18 protein-coding genes and 2 tRNA genes are annotated in these 21,005 nt (G+C 36.0%); all 20 read left to right on the forward strand.

The annotated features are described in order from the left end of the window. Positions 1 to 71 precede the first annotated feature (71 nt). The 20 genes from pth to cysK all read left to right on the forward strand — a co-directional run bounded on the left by pth (position 72) and on the right by cysK (position 20,965). Positions 72 to 632 (forward strand): aminoacyl-tRNA hydrolase, encoded by a 561-nt coding sequence (pth, locus tag M1D73_RS00290; protein WP_000767702.1) that lies wholly within the window; start codon positions 72 to 74, stop codon positions 630 to 632. A 70-nt stretch (positions 633 to 702) separates the two neighbouring features. Next, complete coding sequence (locus tag M1D73_RS00295) at positions 703 to 927, forward strand: anti-sigma-F factor Fin family protein (RefSeq protein WP_000399438.1); 225 nt, start codon at positions 703 to 705, stop codon at positions 925 to 927. Positions 928 to 1,032: 105 nt separating this feature from the next. Next, positions 1,033 to 4,563 (forward strand): transcription-repair coupling factor, encoded by a 3,531-nt coding sequence (mfd, locus tag M1D73_RS00300; protein WP_481157983.1) that lies wholly within the window; start codon positions 1,033 to 1,035, stop codon positions 4,561 to 4,563. A 136-nt stretch (positions 4,564 to 4,699) separates the two neighbouring features. Further along, positions 4,700 to 5,236: a stage V sporulation protein T gene (gene spoVT, locus M1D73_RS00305; protein ID WP_000648302.1), complete on the forward strand. Its 537-nt coding sequence runs from the start codon at positions 4,700 to 4,702 to the stop codon at positions 5,234 to 5,236. A 230-nt stretch (positions 5,237 to 5,466) separates the two neighbouring features. After that, on the forward strand, positions 5,467 to 7,068 hold the full coding sequence (locus M1D73_RS00310) for a putative polysaccharide biosynthesis protein (protein WP_000387586.1): 1,602 nt from the start codon (positions 5,467 to 5,469) through the stop codon (positions 7,066 to 7,068). Positions 7,069 to 7,080: 12 nt separating this feature from the next. Beyond that, on the forward strand, positions 7,081 to 8,541 hold the full coding sequence (yabN, locus tag M1D73_RS00315) for a bifunctional methyltransferase/pyrophosphohydrolase YabN (protein WP_098213262.1): 1,461 nt from the start codon (positions 7,081 to 7,083) through the stop codon (positions 8,539 to 8,541). Between the two features lie 14 nt (positions 8,542 to 8,555). Continuing rightward, positions 8,556 to 8,831 (forward strand): RNA-binding S4 domain-containing protein, encoded by a 276-nt coding sequence (locus tag M1D73_RS00320; protein ID WP_001234876.1) that lies wholly within the window; start codon positions 8,556 to 8,558, stop codon positions 8,829 to 8,831. Between the two features lie 58 nt (positions 8,832 to 8,889). Beyond that, positions 8,890 to 9,198 (forward strand): sporulation protein YabP, encoded by a 309-nt coding sequence (yabP, locus tag M1D73_RS00325; RefSeq protein WP_001059104.1) that lies wholly within the window; start codon positions 8,890 to 8,892, stop codon positions 9,196 to 9,198. After that, positions 9,195 to 9,848: a spore cortex biosynthesis protein YabQ gene (gene yabQ / locus M1D73_RS00330; RefSeq protein WP_000059772.1), complete on the forward strand. Its 654-nt coding sequence runs from the start codon at positions 9,195 to 9,197 to the stop codon at positions 9,846 to 9,848. Before yabP ends, yabQ begins: the two co-directional genes overlap by 4 nt. After that, positions 9,845 to 10,204, forward strand: a complete 360-nt coding sequence (gene divIC / locus M1D73_RS00335; protein ID WP_001208739.1) for a cell division protein DivIC — start codon at positions 9,845 to 9,847, stop codon at positions 10,202 to 10,204. Before yabQ ends, divIC begins: the two co-directional genes overlap by 4 nt. Positions 10,205 to 10,291: 87 nt before the next feature. Next, the gene (locus M1D73_RS00340) at positions 10,292 to 10,777 is read left to right on the forward strand and encodes a S1 domain-containing RNA-binding protein (protein WP_000021451.1); all 486 of its coding nucleotides are present in this window, start codon (positions 10,292 to 10,294) and stop codon (positions 10,775 to 10,777) included. Between the two features lie 159 nt (positions 10,778 to 10,936). Then, positions 10,937 to 11,010: transfer RNA gene (locus tag M1D73_RS00345), tRNA-Met, on the forward strand. Positions 11,011 to 11,023: 13 nt separating this feature from the next. Continuing rightward, positions 11,024 to 11,095, forward strand: a tRNA-Glu gene (locus M1D73_RS00350). 259 nt (positions 11,096 to 11,354) lie between these two features. Next, on the forward strand, positions 11,355 to 13,826 hold the full coding sequence (spoIIE, locus tag M1D73_RS00355) for a stage II sporulation protein E (RefSeq protein WP_001123540.1): 2,472 nt from the start codon (positions 11,355 to 11,357) through the stop codon (positions 13,824 to 13,826). A 230-nt stretch (positions 13,827 to 14,056) separates the two neighbouring features. Continuing rightward, entirely contained in the window at positions 14,057 to 15,487 is a 1,431-nt protein-coding gene (gene tilS, locus M1D73_RS00360; RefSeq protein ID WP_000655465.1) for a tRNA lysidine(34) synthetase TilS, read from the forward strand. After that, complete coding sequence (gene hpt / locus M1D73_RS00365) at positions 15,484 to 16,026, forward strand: hypoxanthine phosphoribosyltransferase (protein ID WP_000981842.1); 543 nt, start codon at positions 15,484 to 15,486, stop codon at positions 16,024 to 16,026. Before tilS ends, hpt begins: the two co-directional genes overlap by 4 nt. Before the next feature lie 85 nt (positions 16,027 to 16,111). Further along, a complete protein-coding gene (gene ftsH / locus M1D73_RS00370) occupies positions 16,112 to 18,013 on the forward strand; it encodes an ATP-dependent zinc metalloprotease FtsH (protein ID WP_001079674.1) in 1,902 nt (633 codons plus the stop codon). A 244-nt stretch (positions 18,014 to 18,257) separates the two neighbouring features. Next, positions 18,258 to 19,046 carry a type III pantothenate kinase gene (locus M1D73_RS00375; protein ID WP_000578368.1) on the forward strand — a complete coding sequence of 263 codons (789 nt, stop codon included), beginning with the start codon at positions 18,258 to 18,260 and terminating at the stop codon, positions 19,044 to 19,046. Between the two features lie 6 nt (positions 19,047 to 19,052). After that, the gene (gene hslO, locus M1D73_RS00380) at positions 19,053 to 19,928 is read left to right on the forward strand and encodes a redox-regulated molecular chaperone HslO (RefSeq protein ID WP_000656372.1); all 876 of its coding nucleotides are present in this window, start codon (positions 19,053 to 19,055) and stop codon (positions 19,926 to 19,928) included. Between the two features lie 113 nt (positions 19,929 to 20,041). After that, positions 20,042 to 20,965: a cysteine synthase A gene (cysK, locus tag M1D73_RS00385; RefSeq protein WP_001261712.1), complete on the forward strand. Its 924-nt coding sequence runs from the start codon at positions 20,042 to 20,044 to the stop codon at positions 20,963 to 20,965. Positions 20,966 to 21,005: the final 40 nt, after the last annotated feature.

The raw sequence follows: 21,005 nt of genomic DNA on the forward strand, positions 1-21,005 counted from the left end.
TGGATAGAATGAGACGTAACCAAAATTGGTTACGTCTTTTCGTATCGAAAAAAGAAAGTAGTGGTACAAGAATGAAATTGATAGTAGGACTTGGGAACCCAGGTAGAGAATATGAATTAACAAGGCATAATATTGGATTTATGGCCATTGATGAACTTGCGAAGCGTTGGAACATTTCTTTGAATGAACAAAAATTTAAAGGTGTATTTGGTGCAGGGTTTGTTAACGGAGAAAAGGTAATCTTATTAAAGCCGCTAACATACATGAACTTATCTGGGGAAAGTATTCGTCCACTCATGGATTATTATAAAATTGATGTTGAGGACTTCGTTGTTATGTACGACGATTTGGACATTCCTGTAGGTAAATTGCGTCTTCGCATGAAAGGTAGTGCTGGTGGACATAATGGTGTAAAGTCAACGATTTCGCACCTAGGAACACAAGAATTTCAACGTATCCGTATGGGAATCGATCGCCCGAAAAATGGAATGAAGGTAGTCGATTATGTATTAGGACGCTTTACATCTGAAGAGATTCCGGATGTTAACCATTCTATTGAAAAAGCAGCGGATGCATGTGAAGAGTGGCTAAATAAGCCTTTTCTCCAAATCATGAATACTTTCAATAGTTAAAAATGAGATTGGGAATATTTCTCTTTTGTTTTACCCATACTAGTAGTAATTGAATTTTTAGGAGGCTAGTATGGAAGGGTATTATTATTGCAGACACTGCGGAGGTAATGTAGGCTCCATTAACGCAGAAAAAGTATATAGCGACGTTTTATTTCAACTAACAGAGCAAGAAGTAGTAGAAATGATTCATTTTCATGAGAATGGAAATATATATATAAAAACGATTTGTGAATCGTGTCAAGAAACGCTCGCATCTTATCCTGAGTATTATGAGTATGAAAAATTTCTGCAATAAAATGTTGTCGCTTTGGCATGTCCAAAGCATTTTTCTGTTTTCCTTTTCCGAAATATTTGCATAAAATAGAATGACTTGCTCTTTATGTTGAGAGGAGTTTTAAAAATGATAGGTTTATTAGAGCAATTTTATAAAAATGAAGAGATACAATCGGTTATTAATGGATTAGAAGATGGGTTAAAAGAACAACTTATATCAGGGATGGCAACGTCTTCTCGTTCGTTATTAATGGCGGCTTTATATAAAAAAACAAAAAAATCACAATTAATCGTGACACATAACTTATACCAAGCACAAAAAGTACATGAAGATTTAGTGGCGTTACTTGGTGAAAAAGATGTGTGGCTATATCCAGTGAATGAACTGATAGCATCGGAAATTGGGGTTGCAAGTCCAGAATTGAAGGCGCAACGTATAGAAGTGTTAAATCGCTTGGCTGCGGGAGAGAATGGAATCATTGTAGCGCCAGTGGCAGGATTGCGTAGATTTTTACCAATAAAAGAATTGTGGAAGCAAAAGCAAGTTGAAATCAATCTAGGGCAAGAGATTGATTTAGATGCGCTCTTGCATACTTTACATCATATTGGCTATGAACGTAAGTCGATGGTAGAAGCTCCAGGGGAGTTCAGTTTGCGTGGGGGAATATTAGATATTTATCCTTTAACTGAAGAACTACCATTTCGTATTGAATTCTTTGATACAGAAGTCGATTCTATTCGATTATTTGATGTGGATGAACAGCGTTCTCAAGGTAAAAAAGAAAGCGTTAGGTTTGGTCCGGCAACAGAGTTTTTATTTTCACAGGAAGAATTAAAATCAGGAATTCAGCATCTTGAAGAAGGTTTAACTAAGACGATGCAAAAACTTTCTGATGATAAACTAAAGACTACAGTGCTTGAGACGGTAAGTCATGAAATTGAGATGTTGAAAAACGGGCAAAGTATAGAACAGATGTTTAAATACTTATCTATTTTCTATAAAGAACCTGCTAGTCTGATAGATTATTTACCAGAAGACGGTGTTGTAATTTTAGACGAGATTTCCCGTATTCAAGAAACAGCATCGCATCTTGAAACAGAAGAGGCGGAATGGTATATATCACTTCTTGGTGAAGGAACAATTATTCAAGATTTATCTTTCTCTCACCCATTCGAGGGGTTTCTTCATCATAAAAAAAGAAGTTTTGTATATTTAACGTTATTCTTGCGTCATATCGCACACACACATCCGCAAAATATTGTTAATGTAACATGTAAAACAATGCAAGATTTCCATGGACAGATGAATTTGTTAAAAACAGAAATTGATAGATGGAATGAAGGGCATTTTACGACTGTTGTACTTGGAACAGATGATGAACGTGTGAAAAAATTACAACATATTTTAAGTGATTATGATATTGAGGCAGATATTGTAGAAGGTACAGATATCTTATTGCCTGGAAGGTTACAAATTGCTGTAGGTGATTTACATGCAGGATTTGAAATGCCGATGCAAAAGCTTGTTGTCATTACTGAAAAGGAGCTTTTTCATAAGAAAGTTAAAAAATCACAACGTAAACAAAAGTTATCGAATGCTGAACGTATTAAAAGTTATTCGGAATTAAAAGTTGGAGATTATGTAGTTCACGTAAATCATGGTATAGGTAAATTTTTAGGTATTGAGACATTAGAGATTAATGGTGTTCACAAAGATTATTTAAATATTAAATATCAAGGTAATGATAAGCTATACGTTCCAATTGAACAAATTGATCAAGTCCAAAAATATGTAGGATCTGAAGGTAAGGATCCGAAAGTTTATAAATTAGGCGGTAATGATTGGAAAAAGGTTAAAACGAAAGTTGAAAAATCTGTACAAGACATTGCGGATGACCTAATTAAACTATATGCTGAGCGCGAAGCTTCAAAAGGCTATGCATATACGCCAGATACGGCAGAACAACAAGAGTTCGAATCCTTTTTCCCATATCAAGAGACAGAGGATCAGTTACGTTCTATTGACGAGATTAAAAAAGATATGGAACGCGGACGCCCGATGGATAGGCTCCTTTGTGGTGACGTAGGGTATGGAAAGACTGAAGTGGCTATTCGTGCGGCATTTAAAGCAATTATGGATGAAAAACAAGTTGCAATTTTAGTACCGACAACGATTCTTGCGCAGCAACACTATGAAACAATTCGAGAGCGTTTTCAAGATTATCCGATCAATATAGGCTTATTAAGTAGATTCCGTACGAGAAAACAACAAAATGAAACAATTAAGGGCTTAAAGGATGGAACAGTAGATATCGTAATCGGAACACATCGTATTTTATCTAAAGATGTTACGTATAAAGATTTAGGGCTTCTTATTATTGATGAAGAACAAAGATTTGGTGTAACACATAAAGAAAAAATTAAACAATTGAAGGCAAATGTTGACGTATTAACATTAACGGCAACTCCGATTCCGCGGACGCTTCATATGTCTATGCTTGGTGTGCGCGACTTATCTGTTATTGAGACACCACCAGAAAATCGTTTCCCAGTCCAAACGTATGTAGTAGAGTATAATCCAGCGTTAATGCGAGAGGCAATAGAGCGAGAGCTTGCAAGAGGTGGTCAAGTTTACTTCCTATATAACCGTGTAGAGGATATTGAAAGAAAAGCAGATGAAATTTCGATGTTAGTTCCAGATGCCCGCGTAACGTACGCACATGGGAAAATGAACGAAAGCGAATTAGAGTCTGTTATGCTATCATTTTTAGAAGGACAGCATGATGTTCTTGTAAGTACAACAATTATTGAGACGGGTGTAGATATTCCGAATGTAAATACGTTAATTGTATTTGATGCAGATCGTATGGGATTATCACAGTTGTATCAGCTTCGTGGGCGTGTTGGACGTTCTAATCGTGTTGCGTATGCATACTTTGCATATAAACGTGACAAAGTGCTGTCAGAGGTTGCAGAGAAGCGTCTACAAGCAATTAAAGAGTTCACGGAACTTGGATCTGGTTTCAAAATTGCGATGAGAGATTTATCTATTCGTGGAGCAGGTAATTTGTTAGGGGCAGAACAGCATGGATTTATTGATTCTGTCGGATTTGATCTATATTCGCAAATGTTAAAAGATGCAATTGAACAGCGTAGAGGAACAGATGGGGCTGAAAATATAGTTAATGTTGAAATTGACTTAGAGGTAGATGCATATTTACCAGATGCTTATATTTCAGATAGTAAGCAAAAAATTATGATGTATAAACAATTTAGAGGTGTTTCTGCAATTGAGGATATTGAAGAATTGCAGGAAGAAATGATCGATAGATTTGGCGATTATCCACAAGAAGTTGGTTATTTATTACAAATTGCAAATATTAAAGTGTTGGCAATGAAAGAACAAATTGAATTAATTAAGCAGAATAAATTTGAAGTAACATTCCTATTTTCTGAACAAGCAAGTCAAAATATTGATGGTGGAAAATTATTCATGCTCGGAAATAGTTTTGGACGTATGATCGGTTTAGGAATGGAAGGATCACAATTGAAAATTGTTATGAAAACAAATGGCTTAGAGACATTGAAGTGGTTAACAATTGCTGAAAATTTATTAAAAGGCTTACCAGATGTAAAAAAAGAAGTAATAAATGCCTAAAATAAGATAAAAAAATACAATTCGACGTGCATAGAAGAACTAATGTGTAAAATACTATGTCTAACAGTTGGTGATTTTTACATGAACAGGTAAATTCACCACTTTGATCATCAGTAGAAAGTGAGGCAGCATTAGAATGAAAGCAACTGGAATCGTACGTCGAATTGATGATTTAGGCAGGGTAGTAATCCCGAAGGAAATTCGTAGAACTTTACGTATTCGAGAAGGAGACCCACTAGAAATATTTGTTGATCGCGATGGAGAGGTAATTTTAAAGAAGTATTCTCCAATTAGTGAGCTAGGTGATTTTGCGAAAGAATATGCTGATGCTTTATATGATAGCTTAGGACATAATGTGCTTGTGTGTGATCGAGATTCTATCATCGCAGTATCAGGCGTATCGAAAAAAGAATACTTAAATAAAAGTGTTGGCGATCTAATTGAAAAAACGATGGAAGAACGAAAGTCTGTTATTATGACGGATGAAAGTGATATTTCCATTATTGATGGTGTAACAGAAAAGGTTCATTCTTATACAGTTGGACCGATTGTTGCAAACGGAGATCCGATTGGAGCCGTCATTATTTTTTCAAAAGAAGCCATTATAAGCGAGATCGAGCATAAAGCGGTTAATACTGCTGCCAGTTTCTTAGCGAAACAAATGGAACAGTAAGGGTATATTGATTTTAGAAGTAGCAATCTTTCCTAATTATGATCTTTCTTTTTGAGAAATCAATTATTTGGAGATATATGTATATTGAATGAAGGTAGCACTTTGCTACCTTTTTTCGTTGAATATTTTTAACATTTAGGAACTCATTATTACCCGTGTTGGTAAGGGAGTTTGTTCTTTTCTTTATGATATAATACGAGAGGTGAGAATAGAAAAAGGAGTTTTCTTGTATGGAAGCGAAGAAGTATCAAGCCTTTTGGCGTGGGGCTATTATATTAACGATTGCAAGTTTCGTTACAAAAGTATTAAGCGCTTTTTACCGTATTCCATATCAAAATATAGCGGGGGATATTGGGTTTTATATTTACCAACAAATTTACCCGTTTTATGGATTTTGTTTAATTTTAGCTACTTATGGATTTCCTGTTATCATTTCGAAAATGGTTGCAGAACGACTAGAGCGGGGAAAACAAAAAGAAGCAGAAGAAATTATTTGTGTATCTTTTTGGTTCTTATTAGGGATTGGTTTTATAGGCTTCTTTACACTGTTTTTTGGGGCCGAAACAATTGCGGTAGCTATGGGCGATATACACTTAGATAAGTTACTACGTGTTATTTCATTTTCATTCTTATTGATGCCATTTTTGTCTGTAGCAAGAGGGTATTTTCAAGGATTCAATAATATGATGCCAACGGCTGTTTCGCAAGTAATAGAACAAACAATTCGAGTTTCTATTATTGTATTTTTATCGCTATTCCTAATTGCTCACGGATTTGATTTATATACAGTTGGTGCAGGGGCTATGTTAGGCTCAATTGCGGGTGGACTTATTGGGATTATTGTACTTATATTGTATATGCGTCAAGATTTTCGTTCTATATTCTTCAAAAGTGCAGCGAGAATTAAGGGTAAAAGGAAGATAGTTAAAATCCTTTTTTGGCAGGGGTTAGCGATTTGTGTTAGTAATTTAGTGCTTATTTTTATACAGATGGCTGATTCAGTGTCCTTTTACAGCTTACTTATTGGTGCGGGAGAACAGGCTGAAAATGCAAAGGTATTAAAGGGTGTTTATGATAGAAGTATTCCGCTAATGCAATTAGGTACTGTTGTGACGACTTCTTTCTCGTTGTCACTTATTCCGATTATTACAGCGGCGAAGGAAAGAGGAGATCTTTCCTTTATTCAAGAAAAGGTAAAGTTAGCAATGAAAATAACATTTGTTATTGGACTTGCAGCAGCTATTGGACTAACTTGTATTATTCAACCTACCAATATTATGTTGTTTGAAAACAGTGATGGATCAGATGTTTTATCTATTTTATCGTTATCTATTTTATTTAGTTCATTGTCAATTACGACAGCTTCTATTTTACAAGGATTAGGGCAAACGTTTAAGCCAGCGTTATTTGTTGTATTTGGAGGTTGCTTAAAGTTAGCGTTAAATTATATATTCATGCCTTATTTTGGTGTGAAAGGTGCAGCTTTTGCGACTTTATGTGCGTTAATTATAATCTCTGGATTAAATAGTTTGTTGCTTACGAGAGCTGTATCAGGGTCACTTATCAATAAGCGAAATATGTTAGGGATAGTAATTAGTGGTATCTGTATGGGGTTTGTATTAATGATGTTCACACGTGTGTTACAGATGTCTGGATTAGTAATTAATACGGAACATAGAGGAAGCGCGACGCTTGAAGCGTTGTTAGGTGTAGCCATCGGCGGATTGACATATATGTTTTTTATTTTGAAATTACGTGTATTTACAAAAAAAGAATTAGGAACCGTTATGAAACAAGAGAAAAAAGAAGGTTCATTGAAGAAGAGTGGATAGAGGTGACTGGTTGTGAGTGGAATCATTACTATTTTAGGTTTAGGAGCTGGTGAATTAGATCAGCTAACGATGGGTGTATATCGAAAAATAAAAGAAGCAGACCATCTGTTTGTTAGAACGAAGGAACATCCAGTTATAGAAGAATTGGAGAAAGAAGGCGTACAATATACGTCTTTTGATGCTGTATATGAAGCGCATGATACGTTTGAAATTGTATATGAAACAATTGCGAATAAATTGCTAGAACAAGCTGAAGGTACAGAAATTATCTATGCTGTTCCCGGGCATCCACTTGTAGCAGAAAGAACAGTTCAGCTGCTGTTAGAAAAAGGGGAAGTTTCAAATGTTGAAGTGCGAATTGAGGGTGGACAAAGTTTCCTTGATCCTATGTTTGCAAGTCTAAAGATTGATCCGATTGAAGGACTCCAATTACTTGATGCTACATCATTTGAAAGAGGGCAATTAGAACTGCGTCAACATTTAATCTTTTGCCAAGTATATGATGCATTCGTTGCATCTGATGTGAAATTAACATTAATGGAGATGTTACCAGATGATTATGAAGTGTATATCGTATCAGCTGCAGGAACTTCATTTGAACAAGTAAAGAAGGTACCGTTGTACATGTTAGATCATGAAACGGAATTGAATAATTTAACGAGTGTGTACGTGCCGCCAGTTCAGGAGCGTGCGTCCTTGTATCAACAGTTTGATGTTCTTAGAGAAATTATTGCGGAACTTCGTGGTCCAAATGGTTGTCCGTGGGATAAAAAGCAAACACATCAATCATTAAAGAAATATTTAATTGAGGAAGCTTATGAAGTGTTGGAAGCAATCGATGAAGAGGATGATGATCACTTAGTAGAAGAATTAGGTGATATATTATTACAAGTTATGCTTCATGCTCAAATCGGAGAAGATGAAGGTTGGTTCTCTATAGATGATATCATTCGAACTCTATCTGAGAAAATGGTTCGTCGCCATCCGCATGTGTTTGGAAATACGGATGTAAACAGCGCTGATGAAGTGATTGCAAATTGGGAAGAAATTAAAAAACAAGAAAAAGGATTCGTGAAAGAATCTGTTTTAAATGGCGTTCCAAAAAGTTTGCCACAGTTACTACGCGCCTATGAAATTCAGAAGAAAGCTGGTAAGGTTGGATTTGATTGGGTTGATGTGCAACCGATGATAGAGAAAGCTTTGGAAGAATGGCAAGAGTTCCAACAAGAGGTTACAAATATGGATGAGGAAAAGATGCTGGGTGAGTTTGGTGATTTACTATTTGCATTTGTTAATATAGCTCGTCATTACAAAATAGATCCAGAAGAGGCGTTACGTTCAACTAATGAGAAATTTACTGGTCGTTTTTTATACATGGAGGCAAAAGTAGCTGAAATGAATAAAGAGATGAAAGATTTATCATTAGAACAGTTAGATGTTTTATGGGAAGAAGCGAAACAAACAGAGCGTTAATAGGGGGATTTGATATGCGTCTAGATAAGTTTTTAAAAGTATCACGTTTAATTAAAAGAAGAACATTAGCGAAAGAAGTAGCTGATCAAGGAAGAATATCTATTAATGGTCAAGTGGCAAAAGCGAGTTCTGATGTGAAAGTAGCTGATGAATTAACAATTCGTTTTGGTCAAAAAATAGTGACTGTGAAAATAAATGAATTAAAAGAAACAACTAAAAAAGAAGATGCAGCAAATATGTATAGCTTAGTTCGTGAAGAAAAAGTAAAAGCGGAAGAAGGCTTGTTCTAAAATCATGTATCCCCTCATACATTACTATTAGCTAGTAAAAACCTATGGGGGGATTTACGTGAATAATGGTTACTCACCTACGTCTTCTAATCAACAAAATGTTTCTGTAGAGCATGACATTATTATGCGTGGCAGGCGTATAATTGATATTACCGGTGTGAAGCAGGTAGAGAGTTTTGATAGCGAAGAGTTTTTACTAGAGACCGTAATGGGTTTTTTAACGATTCGTGGTCAAAATTTACAAATGAAAAATTTAGATGTGGAAAAAGGTATTGTGTCGATTAAAGGGAAAGTTAATGAGATGCTGTATATTGATGAAAATCAAGGGGAAAAAACTAAAGGTTTCTTTAGTAAGTTGTTTAAATGAGCTTAACAATTCAGTTGTATACAATGCTTTCAATGATTGGAATGGGTGCTTGGATTGGAGCGTCTTTAGATACATATCAACGTTTTTTAAAGCGCCAAGAACGTAAACGTTGGCTTGTATTTATACATGATATATTATTTTGGATTGTCCAAGCATTATTCGTCTTTTATGTATTGCTTCTCGTAAATGAAGCTGAGCTACGTATATATGTGTTTTTGGCATTATTATGTGGTTTTGCGGCATATCAAAGCTTATTGAAGGCACTATACATGAAGCTGTTAAATTTTCTCATCTATATTTTTATGCAAACAACATATTTTTTTGTTCGAATTATACAGCTACTCATGATAAAACCTGTTATTATTATAGCGCAGCTATTTATTGCATTTATATTATTCTTATTTCGTATACTGCTTTCAATTGGACATGTGTTATGGAAAATGGTGATTTGGATATTACTTTTCATATGGAAAGTTTTTTTCTGGCCTGTTCGATTTATTGCTTCGCTCATATGGAAACTTCTCCCTAATCGTGTTAAACTTTTTATAGTGAAACATATAGGGTTCCTGCAATATATAGCAAAATTGAAGGGACATATCTTCCAACTATGGGAGCATATAAAAAAGAAGTTAGGGGGACCTCGGAAATGAGGGAACTGAGACAAAGAACAATCGAAAAACAGAGTCCAAATCCTGTTAAAGAGCATATAATACAAACGGATGAGAACAGGAAGCGACTTTATCGCCGTTTAGCGGTTTTTCTTGTCTTTACTTTTACAATTATTGCGAGTATTAGTGTAACGTTTTATCAACAAAACAGTTCCATTAAAGCAAAAGAAGCAAAAGTTAAGGACATGAAAAAAGAACTGGATTCATTAACGAATAAAGAAAAAAGTCTAAAAGACGAAGTTCAAAAGTTAAATGATGAAGAGTACGTATTAAAGATTGCTAGAAGGGATTATTTCTTCTCTGGTAAAGGGGAGATAATTTTTCCTGTTTCTAAGTAGAGTATGTCTTATTGACACTATATTTTAGGATTATATATAATAAAGTAAAATTTGACTTTTTAACCACTAAGGAGGAGCATTTTTTTTATGTCAATCGAGGTAGGCAGCAAGTTACAGGGTAAAGTAACAGGTATTACAAATTTTGGGGCTTTTGTGGAGCTGCCAGAGGGCTTAACGGGTCTTGTTCATATTAGTGAAGTTGCTGATAACTATGTAAAAGATATTAACGATCACTTAAAAGTGGGCGACCAAGTAGAAGTAAAAGTTATTAATGTTGAAAAAGATGGAAAGATTGGTTTATCTATCAAAAAAGCGAAAGAACGTGAAAAAACAGAAGGAGATCGTCCACGTGGTGAATACCAACGCGGTGGTGATCAACAACGTTCTGGACGTCCACAACGTAATAATCGCTCTTTCAACAGAGATAATCGCGGTGGCGGTAACGACCGAGCTCCGAAAGAAACATTTGAGCAAAAGATGGCACGCTTCTTAAAAGATAGCGAAGATCGTTTAACTTCTTTAAAGCGTAACACAGAGTCTAAACGTGGTGGCCGTGGCGCGCGTCGCGGATAATAAGGACGTTTAGTTTTTAACATATAGAGAGGTACCCAGAGTAATGTCTCAGGGTGCTTTTTTATATGTAAAAAATATTTTCAAAAAAGTTTTTGAGATGTGTTGACTTTAATTAGTATCTGATGTAAGATACTAATTGTCCGTTAAATAAGACGACATGGCGGTGTAGCTCAGCTGGCTAGAGCGTACGGTTCATACCCGTGAGGTCGGGGGTTCGATCCCCTCCGCCGCTATATTTAATTTAACGGCCCGTTGGTCAAGTGGTTAAGACACCGCCCTTTCACGGCGGTAACACGGGTTCGAATCCCGTACGGGTCATCTAAAAAGATCATGCAAATTTGCATGATCTTTTTTTGTTAAATAAATTAAGATATACAACACTTCTACAAAATCACCCTATATTTTCTGAATGTTTAATTAAAATCTCGAAAATAACTTACATACCCTGTATATCTGTAGAGTTATTTCGAATAAAAAGTCGAACGATTATAAAAGTGAAAACTGTTGTTTTGACAAAAAAACCAACAATCATCTTTTATAATGACAGTAATTAAACTATGCAGGTGGTGTTAAAAATATGCCTAAAGCAGGAAGGAATACTATGAATACAAGTGCATTGGCAATGAATGAGAGTCAGCTTGATGGAATAAAGTGGACGAGTAAGTTGCGAATAAAATTTGAGCAAGTTTTCTTTAGATGGGGATTTATTATTGTTGTTATTGGTTTTCTTTTGGGACGAGCATATATATTAACAAATATTTTACCGTTTGCACTGCCATTTTTTGCTGCTGTTTATGTTATGAAGCGGGATAAGATGCCGCTAGCATTTTTAGCTCTAATGGGAGGAGCTCTTTCAGTATCGATAGATAATTTGTTTTTTACCTTTGCATCTATCTTTACCTTCTTCATTTATAATATCTTCTTTAGTCGATTTACACGTAAAACTGTTGGACTTGTTCCATTTCAAGTATTTATCTCCGCATTAACCGCACACTTAGTTGTTGTATATTTTGCACAACAAACTGTCACCATGTACGATTTACTCGTTAGTACCATTGAGGCTGGGCTTAGTTTTGTATTAACTATGATATTTTTACAAAGTGTCCCACTTTTAGTGGAAAGGAAAGGAAAACAACAGGCATTAGAGACGGAAGAAATTGTTTGTTTGATTATATTACTAGCATCTGTTTTAACGGGTACAACAGATTGGTTTGTATATGATGCTTCTATTCAACATATTTTTACAAGGTATTTAGTGCTAGTATTTGCATTTATTGCGGGTGCTGCCACAGGGTCTACAGTGGGGGTTGTAACAGGACTAATATTAAGTTTAGCAAATGTGTCTAGCTTGTCTCAGCTTAGCCTTCTTGCTTTTTCTGGATTGCTTGGTGGATTGTTAAAAGAAGGAAAGCGTTTAGGTGTTAGTTTAGGTTTATTAATTGGGACAAGCTTAATTACATTATATGTAGACAAACAGACAAATATTGTAACAACTTTAATTGAGTCAGGTGTAGCGATTGTTATCTTCTTATTAACACCGAAGCTTGTTTTGGATCGTATTGCTAAATTTATGCCAGGTACACAAGAGCATTCGCAAGATCAACAACAATATTTAAGAAGGATGCGTGATGTTACAGCAAATAAAATCAACCAATTTGCAAATGTATTTGCTGCTTTATCTAATAGCTTTTCTGTATATGGGTATGTAGAGGAAGAAGATAAAGAGACAGAAGCAGATTTGTTTTTGAGTACAATTACTGCGAAAACATGTCAAACATGCTTTAAAAAGGATCAATGCTGGGTAGTGAATTTTGATAAAACGTACGATTATATGAAACAAATAATGAATGAAACGGAAGGAGGAACCCTGCAACATAATCGTAAATTAGTTCGTGAGTGGGACAAGCATTGTGTGAGAGGGAAAAAAGTGACGGATTTAGTAGCCGGTGAATTAGATCACTTCTATGAGGGACAAAAATTACGAAAACAAATGAAGGAAAATCGTAGAATAGTAGCGGAGCAACTATTAGGTGTATCAAAGGTTATGGAGGATTTTGCTAAGGAGATACAACGAGAGCGTGAAAATCATCAAGTGCAGGAAGAACAGATTATGCAAGCGTTCCGAGATTTTGGTGTCGAAGTAGAGCATGTTGATATTTATTGTTTAGATAGAGGAAGTATTGATATTGAAATGTTAATTCCAGTTGCATCTAATGAACATGGTGAGTGTGAAAAGTTAGTTGCACCGATGCTTTCAGATATCCTTAAAGAAAATATTGTCGTTAAACATGAAGAAAAGTCTTCTTATCCAAATGGCCATAGTTTAATATCATTTGGTTCGGCGAAGACGTATTCTCTTGATACAGGATTGGCTACAGCTGCAAAAGGCGGTGGATTTGTTTCGGGTGACTCTTATGCGATGATGGATTTAAGTGTTGGTAAATATGCACTTGCGATTAGTGATGGTATGGGTAATGGGCAAAGAGCTCATATGGAAAGTAAGGAAACGGTGAAATTATTACAAAAAATACTCCAATCAGGCATTGATGAAGAAATAGCAATTAAGTCTATCAATTCAATTCTTTCTTTGAGAACGACAGAAGAAATGTTTACGACATTAGATTTAGCTATGGTAGATTTGCGGGATGCGAGTGCAAGGTTTTTAAAGATTGGATCAACGCCGAGTTTTGTTAAACGCGCAAATAATATTTTGAAAATTGAAGCAAGTAATTTGCCGATGGGAATCATCGAAGATGTTGAAGTTGATGTGGTGGGTGAACAATTAAAAACGGGCGATATTCTTATTATGATGAGTGATGGGATTTTTGAAGGAGCACAGCATGTGGAGAATCATGAATTGTGGATGAAACGAAAAATTAAAGAATTGCAAACCGAAGACCCGCAAGAAATTGCTGATATCATTATGGAAGAAGTGATTCGCTCTTGTGATGGTTATATAAATGATGATATGACTATTGTAGTGGCAAAAGTGAAGAAAAATATGCCGAAGTGGGCTACGATTCCGATTGTAGGAATGCAAGCGCAGTAAAATATAAGTGGAATGTTTATCTATAATTTGATTTTAAAAACCTAGGTGAATACCTAGGTTTTTTTGTGGGAAAAGGTAATGTTATTAATTTTGTGAATATACACGGAGGATGTAAGATAAAAATGTAATTTTTGTATATCTTTTTTTTGCACAATGTTTGTAAAAGTTGTACCATTGTAGACAAGGTGACTAAGGTTGCTGTTCTTGTTTAATGAAAGGTGATTGCGAAGTTGAAAGATACATTTGTTGAAAAAGTAGATGACTTTGTAAAGCAGCATGATGTATTAAAGAATGATTCAACAATTGTTGTGGGAGTTTCTGGTGGTCCTGACTCGTTAGCGCTTTTATATTATTTATTAGAAAAAAGAGCGGAAAAACAGTTGGAAATTGTAGTTGCTCATGTGGATCATATGTTTAGAGGTGATGAATCTTATGAGGATTTACAGTTTGTGCAGGGCCTTTGTGAAGAACTGGGAATTATTTGTGAAACGATAAGGATTAATGTATCACAATATCAACAGCAATACGGAATGAATGCACAGGTTGCTGCGAGAGAATGCAGATATGCATTTTTGGAAAGAATAATGAAGAAATACGATGCGAGATATGTTGCTCTTGGACATCATGGAGATGATCAAGTCGAGACAATTTTAATGCGTCTTGTAAGAGGGAGTACTCCGAAAGGATATGCAGGAATTGCAGTGAAGCGTCCTTTTCATAATGGATATTTAATTAGGCCGTTACTTGGCGTAACGAAGGAAGAAATTGTTGATTACTGTAATAAGCTAAATTTAATGCCACGTATAGATCCGAGTAATAAAAAGGAAGTATATACAAGGAATCGATTACGTAAATATGTCCTTCCTCATTTGAAAGAAGAAAATCCACAAATGCATGAGAAATTCCAAAAATTTAGCGTGCAGATGCAAGAGGATGAGGCTTATTTGCAGGAATTAGCTTTTGAGAAAATGAATAAAGTAATTACAAAAAAAAGTGATAAACAAATTAGCTTATCAATTCCTGCCTTTGAATCCATGTCTATGCCTTTACAAAGAAGAGGGATTCAACTAATATTAAACTATCTTTATGAATATAAGATTCCATCTTCTCTTTCTTCTATACATATTGACAAGTTGATTGAGTTTTTTAAGCGGACACAACCTTCAGGTTCACTTGATTTTCCGGGTGATTTGAAAATTGTTCGTTCATACGAGGAGTGTAGCTTTAGATTTAAACAAGAAATTGTCTCTCCTTTTTCACAAGATTTATTAGTACCCGGGACCATTACGCTATTGAACGGGGATAAATTTGTAACAGAGGTGAGCGAAGATATACCAAGTAACATGAATGAAACAGTATTTGTTGCTAAGTATAATGATATATCATATCCACTTCGTATTCGTTCTAGAGAAAATGGAGATCGCATGTCAATACAAGGTATGAATGGCACGAAAAAGATAAAAGCTATTTTTATCGAAGCGAAAGTACCGAAAGAAAAAAGAGAAGAATGGCCGGTCGTTTGTGATGCAAGTGGGACTATTATTTGGGTACCCTTGTTGAAACGATCTGCATTTGCAATTTCGAAAGAGATGGCAAAGAAGGATAAATATATGATTATTCACTACAAAAGCAAGGAGTCTTCCGGGAGGATAATGAAATGATGAATCAAGATATCGAAAAAGTATTAATTTCTGAAGAGCAAATACAAGAAAAGGTGCGCGAACTAGGTGCAATTATTGCAGAGGATTATAAAAACACAGTACCTCTTGCAATTGGTGTATTAAAAGGCGCAATGCCATTCATGGCAGATTTATTAAAGAGAACAGATACATATCTTGAAATGGATTTTATGGCTGTATCTAGTTACGGTCACTCTACAGTTTCAACAGGCGAAGTGAAAATTTTAAAAGATCTTGATACTTCTGTAGAAGGTCGCGATATTTTAATCGTCGAAGATATTATTGATAGTGGTCTTACACTAAGCTACTTAGTAGACTTATTCAAATATCGTAAAGCGAAGTCTGTAAAAATTGTTACATTATTAGATAAGCCAACAGGCCGTAAGGTTGATCTGAAAGCGGATTATGTTGGATTTACTGTTCCACATGAATTTGTAGTAGGATATGGATTAGATTATAAAGAGCAATACCGTAATCTTCCTTATGTAGGCGTATTAAAACCAAGCGTTTACTCAAATTAATTAAATATAGGCTTCACAATTGTATAGGAAAGTTTTTCTATGTTACGATTTACTATAGTGTTTATGCCGTGAGAGGAGGTTAGGAATGAATCGTATCTTCCGTAATACCATCTTTTATTTACTGATATTCTTAGTAGTAATTGGAATCGTGAGCTATTTTAATGGTTCGACACAAAAAACGACATCAGTTAGCTACGACAAATTCATTACTAAACTAGAAAGCGGTGAAGTGCGTAATGTGCAACTTCAACCGAAAAATGGTGTATTTGAGGTAAAAGGACAATTTAATAACTCTAGCCAAGGAGAACAATTTGTTACTTATGCACCAAATACTGAGGAATTACAAAAGAAAATTAATGATAAAGCGAAAGGTGCCGAAGTTAAGTATCAACCAGCAGAAGAAACAAGTGCTTGGGTAACATTCTTTACTTCAATCATTCCATTTGTCATCATCTTCATTTTATTCTTCTTCTTATTAAACCAAGCTCAAGGCGGCGGTAGCCGTGTTATGAACTTCGGGAAAAGTAAGGCGAAGTTATATAATGATGAAAAGAAAAAAGTTCGTTTCAGAGATGTTGCTGGTGCGGATGAAGAGAAACAAGAACTTGTTGAGGTAGTTGAATTCTTGAAAGACCCTCGTAAGTTCTCTGAAGTTGGTGCTCGTATTCCAAAGGGTGTCCTATTAGTTGGACCTCCAGGTACAGGTAAAACTTTATTAGCACGTGCTGTTGCAGGTGAGGCTGGCGTTCCATTCTTCTCTATCAGTGGTTCTGACTTCGTAGAGATGTTTGTCGGTGTCGGTGCATCACGTGTACGTGATTTATTTGAAAATGCAAAGAAAAATGCTCCTTGTATCATTTTCATTGATGAAATTGATGCAGTAGGTCGTCAACGTGGCGCAGGTCTTGGTGGTGGTCATGATGAGCGTGAGCAAACATTGAACCAATTACTTGTTGAAATGGATGGATTCGGTGCAAACGAAGGTATTATTATCGTTGCTGCGACAAACCGTCCAGACATTCTTGACCCAGCGTTATTACGTCCAGGTCGTTTTGACCGTCAAATTACAGTAGATCGTCCAGATGTAAATGGCCGTGAAGCTGTACTGAAAGTACATGCGCGTAATAAACCACTTGATGAGCATATTAATTTAAGAGCAATTGCGACTCGTACACCAGGATTCTCTGGTGCGGATCTTGAAAACTTATTAAACGAAGCTGCTTTAGTAGCTGCACGTCAAGATAAGAAGAAAATTGATATGAGTGATATCGATGAAGCGACGGATCGTGTTATTGCAGGTCCAGCTAAGAAAAGTCGTGTTATCTCTGAAAAAGAACGTAATATCGTTGCTTTCCATGAAGCAGGTCATACTGTAATTGGTGTTGTTCTTGATGAAGCAGATGTCGTTCATAAAGTAACAATTGTCCCTCGTGGTCAGGCTGGTGGATATGCGGTAATGCTTCCGAAAGAAGATCGTTACTTCATGACGAAACCAGAGTTACTTGATAAAATCACTGGTTTACTTGGTGGCCGAGTAGCTGAGGAGATTGTATTTGGTGAAGTGAGTACAGGTGCTCATAATGACTTCCAACGTGCGACTGGTATTGCAAGACGTATGGTTACGGAATTTGGTATGAGTGACAAACTTGGACCGATGCAATTTGGTAGCTCGCAAGGTGGTCAAGTGTTCTTAGGAAGAGACTTCCACTCAGAACAAAACTATAGTGATGCGATTGCACATGAAATCGATATGGAAATGCAATCAATTATGAAAGAATGTTATGCTCGTGCAAAACAAATTCTTACTGAAAACCGTGATAAACTAGATATTATCGCACAAACGTTACTTGAAGTAGAAACGTTAGATGCAGAGCAAATCAATCATTTATGTGATTACGGCAGATTGCCAGAACGTCCAACATCTTCAGATGATGTGAAAGTAAACATCAACATGAAGAAAGACGATGAAGATAAAGAAGATAAGTAAGAAGTGAAGGAGTGACTATCGTCACTCCTTTTTTGTTTGTTAAAATCTTTGTTAATTACTATTGAGAACTTAGTGGATAAAGTAATTTAAGTAAAACTAGTATTAAAAATTGAAATAGAGAGCAATCTTTTTGTAAAATGATGAGGATAGGAAAGCTGATTATATAAGTATGTGTGATATGATGTTTTTATAAGTTTTATACATACTGCACAAATATAGATTAAATAAGATAAGTGGTGAGAATATGATTTTTGTATTGGATGTAGGGAACACAAATGCTGTACTAGGTGTGTTTGAAGAGGGGGAACTTCGTCAGCATTGGCGCATGGAAACAGATCGTCATAAGACAGAAGATGAATATGGAATGCTTGTAAAGCAATTGCTTGAGCATGAGGGTCTTTCGTTTGAAGATGTGAAAGGTATTATTGTGTCTTCAGTCGTACCACCAATTATGTTTGCTTTAGAGCGCATGTGTGAAAAATATTTTAAAATTAAACCGCTTGTAGTAGGGCCTGGGATAAAAACAGGACTAAATATTAAATATGAAAATCCGCGTGAAGTAGGCGCAGACCGAATTGTAAATGCAGTAGCAGGAATCCACTTATATGGAAGTCCGCTCATTATTGTTGATTTTGGTACGGCTACTACATATTGTTATATTAACGAAGAAAAACATTATATGGGTGGAGTTATTACGCCAGGAATTATGATTTCAGCAGAGGCTTTATATAGCAGAGCAGCAAAACTTCCTCGTATCGAAATTACAAAACCAAGCAGTGTTGTTGGGAAAAATACAGTAAGTGCGATGCAATCTGGTATTCTTTATGGTTATGTTGGACAAGTGGAAGGTATTGTTAAGCGTATGAAAGAAGAAGCTAGACAAGAACCTAAAGTTATTGCAACAGGTGGATTGGCAAAATTAATTTCCGAAGAATCGAATGTAATTGATATTGTAGATCCGTTTTTAACGTTAAAAGGTTTGTATATGTTATATGAACGTAATGCAAATTTACAGCATGAGAAAGGTGAATAAATACGTATGAAAGATTATTTAGTAAAAGCGTTAGCATTTGATGGAGAAGTGCGTGCGTATAGTGTACGTACAACAAATACAGTAAGTGAGGCGCAAAGACGTCATGATACATGGAGAACAGCTTCAGCGGCACTAGGGCGTTCTTTGACTGCGGGTACAATGATGGGCGCAATGTTAAAGGGTGAGCAAAAGTTAACGATTAAGGTAGAAGGTAACGGTCCAATTGGCCCTATCTTAGTAGATGCTCATGCAAATGGAGATGTACGTGGTTATGTAACGAATCCGCATGTTGATTTTGAAGGAACAGAACAAGGGAAGTTACGTGTATATCAAGCGGTAGGTACAGAGGGGTTTGTAACTGTAATTAAAGATATTGGAATGCGTGAGCCGTTTATTGGCCAATCTCCAATCGTTTCAGGAGAATTAGGAGAAGACTTTACGTATTATTTTGCAGTTTCTGAACAAACGCCTTCTTCTGTAGGTGTTGGTGTTCTTGTAAATGGAGATGATAGCATATTAGCGGCAGGTGGATTCATCCTTCAAATTATGCCGGGTGCGCAAGATGAAACGATTTCATTTATTGAAGACCGTTTACAAAAGATTCCACCTGTATCAACGTTGATTGAACAAGGTCTTTCTCCGGAAGAGCTACTATATGCAGTTCTTGGAGAAGATAAAGTAAAAGTATTAGAAACAATGGATGTGCAATTTAATTGTACATGCTCACGCGAGCGTATTGAGAGTGTATTAATTAGTTTAGGTAAAACAGAGTTAGAGCAAGTTCGTGAAGAAGAGGAAGAGACAGAAGTTCACTGTCATTTCTGTAATGAACGATACAAGTTCTCTAAAGAAGATATTACAAATTTAATCGAGAATTTGTAATAAGGGAATTAAGAGGAGCAATCCTCCAAATGAATTGACAAACAGGGAATTTTCTGACAAAATCTAAATATAGATAAAACCAATAAAAATACTCGGTGTTAGGAGTGACAGGAATGCGAGTGGCACAATCAGTTTCAGAATTAATCGGGAAAACGCCGATCGTTAAGTTGAACCGCATCGTAGAATCAGACAGCGCAGATATATACTTAAAATTAGAATTTATGAATCCGGGGAGTAGTGTTAAAGATCGTATCGCATTAGCTATGATTGAAGATGCTGAAAAAAAGGGATTATTAAAAGAGGGCGATACAATCATTGAGCCGACAAGTGGTAACACAGGAATTGGTTTAGCGATGGTAGCGGCTGCTAAAGGATATAATGCAATCTTAGTAATGCCAGAAACAATGAGTATTGAGCGTCGTAATTTATTACGTGCTTACGGTGCGGAATTAGTATTGACTCCAGGGCCTGAAGGAATGGGTGGAGCAATTCGTAAAGCGACTGAATTAGCAAAAGAACATGGCTACTTTATACCACAACAGTTCAAAAACCAATCGAATCCAGAAATTCACCGTTTAACAACAGGTCCAGAAATTATTGAACAAATGGGCGACCAATTAGATGCGTTTATTGCAGGTATTGGTACAGGTGGAACGATTACTGGTGCTGGTGAAGTACTGAAGGAAGCGTATAAAGATATTAAAATTTATGCAGTAGAACCTGCAGATTCACCAGTATTATCTGGTGGGAAGCCAGGTCCACATAAAATCCAAGGAATTGGGGCGGGATTTGTTCCGGAGACGTTGGATGTAGAAGTATATGATGAAATTATTCAAGTGAAAACAGAGCAAGCATTTGAATATGCGAGAAGAGTGGCTAAAGAGGAAGGTATTTTAGTTGGTATCTCTTCAGGCGCAGTTATTTATGCAGCAACAGAGGTTGCGAAAAAGTTAGGTAAAGGGAAAAAGGTACTTGTTATTATCCCGAGTAACGGTGAACGTTATTTAAGTACACCACTTTATCAATTTGAATCCTAATTAAACGCGATTGAAAAAGCATCCTTGAAAAAGGGTGCTT

It is taken from the genome of Bacillus sp. PK3-067 (genome assembly GCF_056738645.1).